The 7,668-nt window shown below is 61.9% G+C and carries 9 protein-coding genes; 2 read left to right on the top strand and 7 right to left on the bottom strand.

Features of this window, described 5'->3' with window-relative positions; translation table 11 throughout:
- The 4 genes from ABY454_RS11665 to ABY454_RS11650 all read right to left on the bottom strand — a co-directional run.
- A partial coding sequence (locus ABY454_RS11665; RefSeq protein WP_372930868.1) for an ABC transporter permease occupies window positions 1-321 on the bottom strand: 321 nt, incomplete at its 3' end.
- Entirely contained in the window at window positions 318-1,307 is a 990-nt protein-coding gene (locus tag ABY454_RS11660; RefSeq protein ID WP_372930866.1) for an ABC transporter substrate-binding protein, read from the bottom strand. The genes ABY454_RS11660 and ABY454_RS11665, both read right to left, overlap by 4 nt.
- 252 nt (window positions 1,308-1,559) lie before the next feature.
- Window positions 1,560-2,240, bottom strand: coding sequence for a response regulator transcription factor (locus ABY454_RS11655; RefSeq protein WP_372930864.1), 681 nt, complete (start codon window positions 2,238-2,240; stop codon window positions 1,560-1,562).
- Window positions 2,237-3,832 carry a sensor histidine kinase gene (locus ABY454_RS11650; protein ID WP_372930862.1) on the bottom strand — a complete coding sequence of 532 codons (1,596 nt, stop codon included), beginning with the start codon at window positions 3,830-3,832 and terminating at the stop codon, window positions 2,237-2,239. Before ABY454_RS11650 ends, ABY454_RS11655 begins: the two co-directional genes overlap by 4 nt.
- A 352-nt stretch (window positions 3,833-4,184) precedes the next feature.
- Here ABY454_RS11650 and ABY454_RS11645 point away from each other — a divergent pair, with 352 nt between their 5' ends.
- A complete protein-coding gene (locus ABY454_RS11645; protein ID WP_372930860.1) occupies window positions 4,185-4,943 on the top strand; it encodes a hypothetical protein in 759 nt (252 codons plus the stop codon).
- Between the two features lie 2 nt (window positions 4,944-4,945).
- Window positions 4,946-5,818, top strand: a complete 873-nt coding sequence (locus tag ABY454_RS11640) for a hypothetical protein (protein WP_372930858.1) — start codon at window positions 4,946-4,948, stop codon at window positions 5,816-5,818.
- 18 nt (window positions 5,819-5,836) lie between these two features.
- Here ABY454_RS11640 and ABY454_RS11635 read toward each other — a convergent pair whose 3' ends face one another.
- The 3 genes from ABY454_RS11635 to ABY454_RS11625 all read right to left on the bottom strand — a co-directional run.
- On the bottom strand, window positions 5,837-6,610 hold the full coding sequence (locus ABY454_RS11635; protein ID WP_372930856.1) for an energy transducer TonB: 774 nt from the start codon (window positions 6,608-6,610) through the stop codon (window positions 5,837-5,839).
- A 21-nt stretch (window positions 6,611-6,631) separates the two neighbouring features.
- Window positions 6,632-7,087 carry an ExbD/TolR family protein gene (locus ABY454_RS11630; RefSeq protein WP_372930854.1) on the bottom strand — a complete coding sequence of 152 codons (456 nt, stop codon included), beginning with the start codon at window positions 7,085-7,087 and terminating at the stop codon, window positions 6,632-6,634.
- Window positions 7,087-7,668, bottom strand: a 582-nt coding sequence (locus tag ABY454_RS11625) for a MotA/TolQ/ExbB proton channel family protein (RefSeq protein ID WP_372930852.1), incomplete at its 5' end; no start/stop codon positions are given. The genes ABY454_RS11630 and ABY454_RS11625, both read right to left, overlap by 1 nt.

Here is a 7,668-nt window from a genome sequence, read left to right as displayed (position 1 = left end):
CCAGGGGTCCAGCACGCGATTGACGGCCGGTATCTGGCCCATGAGGAGCCCGAGGGCGCTGCCGATCACCATGGCGATCACGAACGCAGCCACCACGCGCCACAGCGTGATGCCAAGCTCGAACAGCAAGTCGCCGTGGACAGTCTCTTCGTAGATATAAGTCAGAACTGCGCCGGGCCCCGGCAGGAGACGGCTCTGCGCCACCTCGGCGGCGATGAACCACGTGAGCAAGAAGATCGCAACGGATGCGATCGAGACCCAAGGCCCGCGCATGAAGCGCGAGCCCTGCCGGGTCGAAGGCTCGGCGAACGTGACGCTCACTTCTCCATCCCGTGCCAGAAGGTTCCGGGCGCAAGCTCTGTGCCTAAGCCGACCAGTTTCTTGCCGCCCAGCTCGCGCAGGAACTGGTAGAGGACCTTCGCGTCAGATTCCTCGGAAGAAATTTGGCGTTCGGGAATGCCTTCGCGGTAGCGCCGGCGCAGCGCCTCGAAGGTTTTGTCCGTGAATGAAGGGTCGTTGGCGCTCATGATCGGCTTCAAGCGATCCCACTCGGCGTCGGAGGTTGCAAGTAACTCATTTGCCTTGGCGGCGGCGCGGACAAAGCCTTTGATTGCCTTTGGGTTCTCGTCCGCCCATGTCTCGTCGAACACATAGCCGACCATAGCGACTTCGCCCTTGGCGCCGAGTTCGCGGACGACGTCCTCAAGGCCGATGAGCTGCGTGAAACCGGCCGCTTCGAGACGCGCGGCGTAGGGCCAAAAGTTGAGCACTGCGTCGACCTCGCCCTGCTTGGCTCTTGCGGCAAGAAGGGGCGGGGCACCGAATTCCTGGGTCGTTTCGGTTCTAAGATCGATATTGGCGGTGCGCAGCGCGTAAGCCACGATGAGCAGCCAGCTCTTGTCGAGCGGGCCGCCGGCGACGCCCAATGTCTTGCCCTTGAGGTCGGCAAGCGTTTTGATCGGAGAATCCGGGGGCACCATGATGGCGCCCAGCGCGGTGCTGAAGGGGACGAAGGTGAAGCCGGCGCCGTTGGTCCGCTCGCGCGAAACCCAGAGCCAATCGGTGACGGCGACGCTCAAGGACCTGCTCTGCAAGCCCAACGTCGTTGCCTGTGTGCTCGCCAGCGGTGTGATGTCGAGTTCGATGCCTTCGGCCTTGTCGAACCCGTTGGCCCGGATCGAGTCGAGTAGCCAGCTCACCGTGCCGAACTTCAAGACGCCGATATCGACCGTGGTCGGATCTTCCGCATGCGCGGGCGTGCCGCTCATGAGAACCAGGAATAAGAAAGCTAACAGACGTGACCGCAACGGGGCTCCTCCACGTGGGCTATTGGTTCAATCCGACTTCTCTGGGGTGTGCCAGGCGCGGGTGGGCCCGAGGCCCTCGTTGCCGGACAGGCGCGGCCCCGCGGCCCTCTGGCAAGGCCCGGAAAAAGGTATGGCGCATCATAGGTAAGAGTGGCGAGGCACAATCTACCCCATGCGCCGGACTTGGCAAGGTTCCAATGCCTCGCTGCCAGTGCTCCGATTGGTCTACGGGAAGGACATCGCAAGTCCGCATCAGCTTGCCGCCTTCAGCCGATAGCCGTGACCTCGGACCGTCTCGATGAGAGCTTCGCGGCCCTTGGTATCGATCTTGCGCCGGAGCCGCGCGATATAGACGTCCACCACGTTGGTCAGGGGGTCTTCGCTATAGCCCCAGACCTGGTTGAGGATCCGGGTACGCGAAAACACCCGCCCGGGGGCGCCCATCAGCAGCTCGACGATGGCAAGTTCCTTGGCCGTGAGCTTGATCGGCTCGCCACCGCGTTTCACCTCCAGCAACTCTCGGTCGAGTTCGAGATCCGCCACTTTCAGCACGTTGGAGCTTTGTGCGAACTGATGGGCGCGGCGCGCCAACGCTTCGATGCGGACGAGAAGCTCGTCGAAGTCGAACGGCTTGGTCAGGTAGTCGTCGGCGCCGATCTTGATGCCCTTGATCTTGTCTTCCAGGGCGTCCATTGCCGTTAGCATAAGGATCGGCGTGTGGTTCCCGTCCTGGCGCAAGCGTTGGCAAACATCGTAACCATGCATGTCGGGCAGCATGAGGTCGAGCACGATCACGTCGAACTCGCCCGTCTTGGCCAAATCGACGCCTTCACCGCCCGTCGGGGCGACAGTCACCCCGTGGTTCTCCGCGCGTAAGCCGCGGTCGATGAAGTCGGACACACGCGGCTCGTCTTCCACCAAGAGCACGTTCACGCCTGCCCTCCTTCCGTTTCGGCGGGCAGGGTCACCAAGACGGTGGTTCCTTCGCCGACCTTGCTTCGCATCTCAATCGTTCCCTTGTGGGCCTCAACGATGGCCTTGGCGACCGGCAGTCCAAGGCCAAGGCCCTCCTCGTTCATCTCGGTCGCATTGCCGCCACGGCGGAACCGCTCAAAGATCCCCTCGAGCTCCTCTGGCGCGATACCTATGCCCGAATCGGAAACGCTGACCGTGACCTTGCCGTCGGAGCGGTCGATCCCAACCTCGATGGCGCCTTTGGATTGTGAGTAGCGGACCGCGTTGTCGAGCAAAACCAAAAAGAGCTGCCGCAGCCGTGCGGGGTCGCCGACGACCGTCTCATGGGCCGTTCCATTGGCGACCCTGATGCCGACCGCCTTGTCATGAGCGATGATCTTGGCGTCGCCGCACACCTTCTCGATCAACGCGTTGAGGTCGATGGGCTTCAGCTTGAGCTTGGCGGCACCGGCGCCCTGACGGGCGATGAACAGGAGGTCGTTGACGAGCACGGAAAGGTGTTTGGCCTGTTCGACGATGCGTTCCATGGAGTGCTTGTACTCGGCAACGCGCTTGTTCTTGCCGCGGAGCGAGATCTCTCCCTCGCCGCGGATTACGGTGAGGGGTGTGCGGAGTTCGTGACTGATATCGGCGAAGAAGGCGCGGCGCGTCTCGTCGATCTGGCGTAGAGACTCGTTGGCCTTGCTCAACTCTTCGGTGCGCTCTTCGACGAGCGACTCCAGATTGGCGTGGGCGTCTTCAAGCGCCTTTTGGTGCGCTTGAAGATCGGCGGCCATGCCGTTGAAGCCCCGGCCAAGCTCGGCAAACTCATCGCGTCCCGTTACGGCAATGCGATAGGACAGGTCTCCTTCGGCCAGCTTTCTCGTGCCGGCGAGGAGGTCGGCGAGGGGTGCGCGCAATCCCCGCACCAGGAGGATCAACAAGCCCAGCGTGGTCAGGATGGCGAGGGCGGCATGGATCTGGCTGATGCGTTCCAGCCGGCTCAGGAGCTGGGCCGCGTCAGCATCGATCCTCAAGACTTCCGCAGTCTCGTCGGCCACGGCAACCTCGATCAGCTCGTTGAGCTTCTGGTCGAGCCCGCCCCGCAGGAGTTCGATCAGATTCTGCCAGGCGACGTCGGGACGGCCCCGGCTGCGGAGCTGCTCGACTTCGGCAAGCTGATCGAGGATGTGCTGATACTCGCGCCGGATGTCGGCCAGGCGCTCGATCTCCGCCGACTCCGCCCTGTGCTCCTCACTGCCGGCAATTGTCAGCTCCTTCTCGGAGAGGTCTTGGAGCGCCGAGAGATCGGACTCGATGACCTTGTTGAGATAAGCAGCGCCGAGAGGGCGGTCGGTCATGCCCGTGAGCAAGGTGTCGGTCCAGGCCTTGAACAGCTGCTGGCTGTGCCGTGAAAGCTGAAGCTGCCGCTCCAGCTGCTCGTGAGCGATACGTGAGCGGGTGAGGTAGCGGTGCGACTGGGCCACGCCCCAATAGGCGAGGGCCGCTGCCGAGAGCGACATTGCCAGGAGCAAGCCGGCCGCAATCAGAAGTTTCGTGCGGTACCGCATCCGTCTTCACGTCTCCTTGGTCCGGGGGAGAATGCCTGCTCTTCTCCAACGGCAATCCTCCGCCACCCGCCGGACGGATTGATACCTATACTGAATTTTCTCAGAAAATGAGGGGGGTTGGGGGGGTGTGCAGGCGCCCAACTTGTCGTGAATATTCTGCCGATCTTCCCATAGAATTTGCAATTCTTTCCCGCATCTCTTGCTAGACACGTCGTACCCAGCGTTGGATATTTCCCCCCTTGGCAGTTGGGATCGCCGAAAAAGCGGGCAAACCGCTCGGAACTTGAGTTGTTGGGGGGGCGGGTTTTTGCATCCGGTTTGGAGGCGCGCGGGCATCTTCCGCAGGATCGTCTTGGGGGCTGTGCTCCTGGCGACGGCTGCGCTGACGCTCGTCAGCGCGCCTCGACAGGCTTGGGCCGAATTCGAGATTCCCGAGGTTGATGCCGAAAAGGGCGCGATCGAAGCCGAGTATCGGGGTGCGCAGCACTGGGGGCTGCCGGAGGCGGACGAGGACGGCGATATCGATGCGCTCCGCCAGAGCCACGAGGTCGAGTTTCAGTATGGTCTGACCGACTGGTGGATGCTGCGCCTCACCCCCAATGTCGAGAAGCCGGCGGGCGGGTCCGCCGAGCTCTCATCCATCGGTATTGAAACACAGTTCGTGTTTGTCACCCGCAATGACGGCACGTTCGGCTTGGCCTTGATGATCGGCTATGGGCCGTACTCTCTCCATATCGACGAGGAGGACGAGTTCGAATTCGGTCCGGTCATAGAGTTGGCGCCGGGGCGATGGTTGTTCACCTTGAACCCGCGACTCGCCGACGAACCGGGGAACGCCGATCACGAAGGCCTCGGCTTTGAGTATGCCGCGCAAGCACGCTACAGCGTGACGGACCGCTGGGGCGTTGCCGCAATGGGCTTCGGTGTGATCGAGGAACTGGTGAATGCGGGGCCATTTGACGGCCAGGCCCATGTGCTCGGCCCTAGCCTCTATGTGTTCTCCGAGCCGGATGCCGAGCGCGAGTGGACTCTGGGCGCCGGCGTGCTCTTCGGGCTGACCGAGTCGTCGCCCGACACGGCGCTGCGCATCACCTTCGCGGTGGAGTATTGACGATGCTCCGCACCACGCACCGCCGCCTTCGCCTCCTCCGCGTCGCCTCAGCCGCCACGATTGCGATCGCCGCCGCCACTCCTGCGCTTGCGGAGTTCGAGATTCAAGAATCGACCATCGATCCCGGTGAGATCCAACTGCAATATCGCGGGGCGTGGCACTCAGGTGTGCCGGCTGCAGATTTGGACGACGACGTTGACCTTGGTTTAATCATCGATGAACCCGAGGCGCTCTTGTTGCAGAGTCACGAGTTTGAGTTTCAAATGAGCGTGACGAGCCGCTGGCTTCTCGCACTTACGCACGCGTTTGCCGAGCCCGTAGGGGATCACTTCCAACTCGCGGCCATCGAGTTTGAGAGTCAGATCGAGTTCATCGAACGCGAGGGCGATGGTGTTGGGCTTGCCATTCAGGGCGGGATGGAAAAGCCAGTGCAAGAGGCGTCAGAGAAATTCGATCCCGATTTTCATTTTGGACCGATTGTCGAGTTGTCGAAGTCAAACTTCACGCTCGTCACGAACCCGCTCTTCTTCAAGCTGATTGGAGATCTCAATCGGCAAGAAGGTTGGGGCTTTGAGTACGGTTGGCAAGGACGTTACGAAGCGTTTGGCGGCCGTCTATGGCTTGCAGTCGAAATGTTTGGCGAAATCGAGGACATGTCTAATGCAGGGCCGTTTGACCAGCAGCTTCATAGCCTCGGTCCAACATTCTATTACACCTTTGGCAAGGATGACGATGAGGAGGGTGCCGGAGACGAAGACGAGGACATCTATCAGAAGAGCCGGGAACTCACCGTGAGTCTCGGCGCCCAGTTTGGCTTGACCAAAGAAGCTTCAGACGTCGCGCTCAAAGTGTTCATCGGCTACGAGTTCAACTGACTCGCAGGGCCTCTCGCGCTAGCGGCGCACGGAGAATTTAAACGGCACGGAGACCTCGACGGTGTCCTTGCCAACCGCCGAGGGGATCGGCGGGAAGGGCGCGGCCTTCTTGATCGAGTCGATTGCCGCGTTGTCGAGAACCTTGGACCCGGAACTCTTCACAATCCTTTGCGCCACAAGCACGCCATCGGATTTGACCGTGAGGCGAACTACGGCGGTGCCGATCAAAGTAGTGCGCGGGTTCACCTTGGCTTTTTCAAGATGCGTCCGCAGCTGTCCGAGATACTGGCGATGGGCGGTCGCGTCGCCGCCCTTCTTCTCTTCGCCCGTGCTCTCGCGCATAGCGATGACGGTCTCTTGCGGAATGGTCGGCATTTGCTGCGGGAGCGTTTGCTCTTTGACTTCGGGCTCGGGCTCCTTCAACTCTTCCTGCACCGGCTCGATCAACTCGCTCTCGGGACCGGCCTCGGAGGCGATGACCTCGTCCTCGACGGGCTCGATCTCGGACACCTCCTCGACAGGAAGCTCCTCTTGCTCCTCTACCGCTTCGACCTGCTCGAGGGGCTGTGCCGCGGCCATCATCATGGGCGGGGCCTCAACGGCGTCCACGGAGATCACGTCCTCACCCAGCTTGGCAAAGCCCTGCAAGGCGACGCCTTGCTCGACAACCATGATGTCGTCGCCGGTGCCCTCTTCGAGAGCGACACCCCCGGACGCGGGCATCAGCATGGCAAGCGCAAAGGCGCCGTGAACGCCGAGAGAAATAAGCCAGGTTATGATGCGGATCGCCATGAAGTTCGCCTTACAACGTGCCTACTGGCTTTGCCCCGCCGCGCCCCCGTTGGCTTTTGGCTGGGACAGCAGGGAAACCCGCGCATAGCCACTTTGGCCAACGCGACCGAGGATATCCATCACCTCGCCATAGGGACGGCTCTTGTCGCCCCGGACGTATACGACCGTGTCGCCTTCGGCTTGGCGCAGTGCGATCAGCGTCGGCACAAGTGTGTCTTCGGTCACTTGCTCTTCGCGGACATAGATTGAACCGTCGGACGCAAGCGAGACGATCATCGGTTTTTTCGGCTGACTGACTTTGGCAGCGGATGTGCTCGGCAGATCGACAGGGACGCCGGCGACGAGCAGCGGCGCCGTCACCATGAAGATGATCAGCAGCACCAGCATCACGTCGACCATCGGCGTGATGTTGATCTCGGAGATCGGACGGTACTCGGCGTCTTCCCCGCCACCGTTATTACCGAGGGACATACCCATTACGAACGTTTCCCTGCGCGAAGAGGCTCGACGTTGGTTCCGCGCCGGTCCTGGGGCTTTTGCTCCGTCTCGCCGGCCACGAGGTCGCGGGCGATGTCGATCACCGCGCTATTGCCACGGGCGAAGGAACGGCCAAGCGCCACGGTGATTTGGTTGTAGGCGACCACCGCCGGAATGGCCGCGGCGAGACCAAGCGCAGTCGCGATCAAAGCCTCGGCGATACCAGGTGCCACGACCGCGAGGCTCGTGTCCTTCTGCGTCGCGATGGCTGTGAAGCTGTTGACGATACCCCAAACCGTTCCGAACAAGCCGATAAAGGGTGCGGCGGAACCGATCGTGGCGAGGAACGGAAGCCCGACTTCCAATTTCTGGATCTGCGACTTCAACGAGAAGCGCATGGCATTCTCGGCGCGGTAGCGCCGCTCGGTGGGCGTGTCGTCGAGATCTGCATCGAGCTCGCGTTCGCCAGCCTCGAGCACCGTGCGGCTCAGGCCGCCGCGTGCCCGGCTGTCCCGGGTTTGGGCAAGGCGCCGGATTGCCCCGTTGAGCCAGCCAATGCGAAACAGCTTCTCGTAGATGAT

This window comes from Methyloceanibacter sp., assembly GCF_041573655.1.
Taxonomy (GTDB): domain Bacteria; phylum Pseudomonadota; class Alphaproteobacteria; order Rhizobiales; family Methyloligellaceae; genus Methyloceanibacter.
This window is presented reverse-complemented; position numbering and strand designations above follow the sequence as displayed.